Source organism: Sandarakinorhabdus sp. (assembly GCF_031422795.1).
GTDB lineage: Bacteria > Pseudomonadota > Alphaproteobacteria > Sphingomonadales > Sphingomonadaceae > Sandarakinorhabdus.
Genome location: NZ_JANPML010000405.1, coordinates 1 through 1711, shown reverse-complemented (window position 1 = coordinate 1711; position 1711 = coordinate 1). Strand labels below are relative to the sequence as shown.

The following is a 1711-nucleotide window of genomic DNA, read 5'->3' as shown; positions in this document are numbered from 1 at the left end:
GACCAGCGAGCGCGAATATGAATGGCGGCGATTCTATACGCGATACATGCAATTGGTGAATGATTACAAGAATATGGGTGGGCGCGTTACGACCGGCAGCGATCCCGGTTTTATCTGGCAGACCTGGGGCTTTGGTTACATCCTCGAACTGGAACTGCTGCGTGAGGCGGGCTTTGCGCCGCTGGAGGTGATCCAGTCCGCCACCATCAACGGCGCCCGCACACTGGAGGAACCCAAGGGCCGCGAGCCGGACTTTGGCCTGATCCGCGTGGGCATGCGCGCCGATCTGATCGTGGTGCCGGAAAACCCGCTGCACAATCTGAAGACGCTGTATGGCACCGGTTTTGCCCGGCTGGACGAGGCGACGCAGAAAACCGTGGTGAAGGGCGGCATCCGTTGGACCATCCGCGACGGCATCGTGCACGACGTGCCGGCGCTGTTGAAGAGCGTGGAGGATCAGGTGGTGGCGGCGAAGGCGGCGCGGCAGTAGGACAGCAACGAATGCACTCTTGGTTCAACAATCTACCTCCAGATGATCCATCAATGGAGGATATGTATCTAAATGTTGGACGAGCACTGTGCCAATGGAGCAATATGGAAGTCAATCTATGTGAACTTTTCCACCAGGTTTCTGGAAGAGACGACGCGGTATCGTCCCACAAAGAATTTTTTAAACTGCATGGGTCGCAGCCACGGCTTGAAAAACTACGGAAGCAGCTTGCTAGCAATGGCTCAGGACTCAGGCTTCTGGGTTTCTATTTGAGATTTATAGATATTTGTATCAAACTCGTGCCGATCAGAAATGAAATCGCTCATGGTCAAGTGGTTGGATTTCACGGAGAAGGTGTAGTCGATATCGTGGGACCGAAACGCATCTACGATGGCCTGCAGCCCTTCATATCATCTCATCAGGTTTTGGAATTTTCGCGGTATATTTTTAAATTGAACCACATTCTTTGGTATGCATCTGAATTTGAGCATAAATCTGGGAGCGCCGACGAAACGCTTCCTGAGCAAAGATTGGCCGATCTCGGCGTGTTTCAGTTGTGAAGCCGGCCTCCATTCTCGATTACCGCGCCGCGTCGCACCGCCGGGTGCCGCGTTTTCTGTTCGATTATACCGATGGCGGCAGTTACGCGGAGCAAACGCTGGCCGCCAATGAGGCCGATCTGGCGGCCATCCAGCTTGATCAGCGGGTACTGGTGGATGTGTCACGGATCGACACGCGGGTGAAGCTGCTGGGGCAGCAAATGGCGATGCCGGTGATCCTCGCGCCCGTCGGCTTGGGCGGGCTGCACGCACGGCGCGGGGAGGTGCAGGCCTGGCTTGCGGCGCAAGAGGCAGGCATCGCGATGGCGCTGTCTACCGTGTCGGTGTGCAGCCTTGCGGAGGTGACAAAGGGCGGCGGCGCGGCGCCGTGGTTCCAGCTGTATCTGACGAAAGACAAGGCCGCCAACGAAGCCATGATCGCCACGGCGCGTGAACAGGGCTGTCCGGCGCTGGTGCTCACCGTCGATCTGCCCACACCGGGCGCGCGTTACCGTGATGTGCGCTCCAGCCTCACCGGCGCGCCGGGCCTGGCCGGCTGGCTGCACCGTGCGGCCCAAGTGGCGGCGCGGCCGCGCTGGGCGGTGGATGTCGGGCTGCTCGGTGGGCCAGTGGCGATGGGCAATCTCACGCAATTGGTGGGGGCGAAGGCGCCGCTTTCCGA

The 1711-nt window shown here is 59.0% G+C and carries 3 protein-coding genes; all 3 read left to right on the top strand.

All coding sequences use genetic code 11. The annotated features are described in order from the left end of the window. The coding region (locus RMO81_RS14170) for an amidohydrolase family protein (protein WP_310476548.1) at positions 1 to 490 on the top strand (490 nt) is incomplete at its 5' end. Further along, on the top strand, positions 397 to 1050 hold the full coding sequence (locus tag RMO81_RS14165; protein WP_310476547.1) for a hypothetical protein: 654 nt from the start codon (positions 397 to 399) through the stop codon (positions 1048 to 1050). The genes RMO81_RS14170 and RMO81_RS14165, both read left to right, overlap by 94 nt. Further along, on the top strand, positions 1047 to 1711 hold a 665-nt coding region (locus RMO81_RS14160; protein WP_310476546.1), incomplete at its 3' end, for an alpha-hydroxy-acid oxidizing protein. The genes RMO81_RS14165 and RMO81_RS14160, both read left to right, overlap by 4 nt.